We start from the raw sequence: 432 nt of genomic DNA on the forward strand, positions 1-432 counted from the left end.
TTGAACCGTTTGGTGGCGATGGCGGAGGGGTTCCACACGTACCCATCCCGAACACGACCGTTAAGCCCTCCAGCGCCGATGGTACTTGGACCGAAGGGTCCTGGGAGAGTAGGACGCCGCCAAGCAACGAAGAAGAGCACTGCCGATATCCTCGGCGGTGCTTTTTTTGTTATTCAGGACTATCTAACACCAACTTAGCTGTAAAACCTACAGTTATTTTCGTGAGATAGGCACTTTTCGCTCAAATAACTGTAAAACCTACAGTTAATTCGGAGGGTTTGAGCATTTATAGAGGAAAAGAGCTAAATTACGGCCGGGCCCCCGAATATTGGACACTTTAGGATCAAACCCTGGTTACACGCAGTTATACGGCAATTTTAAATGCAGTTACTTCGTTTTTCTCTAACTTTTCTATAAATTGAGCAGGGGAGT

1 rRNA gene is annotated in these 432 nt (G+C 46.8%); it reads left to right on the plus strand.

Going from position 1 to position 432, the window contains the following annotated elements:
• Window positions 1–8 precede the first annotated feature (8 nt).
• Window positions 9–125, plus strand: a 5S ribosomal RNA gene (rrf, locus tag KJS57_RS26090).
• Window positions 126–432 lie beyond the last annotated feature (307 nt).

Origin of the sequence: Paenibacillus vini (assembly GCF_018403325.1) — a bacterium.
Taxonomy (GTDB): Bacteria; Bacillota; Bacilli; order Paenibacillales; family Paenibacillaceae; genus Fontibacillus; species Fontibacillus vini.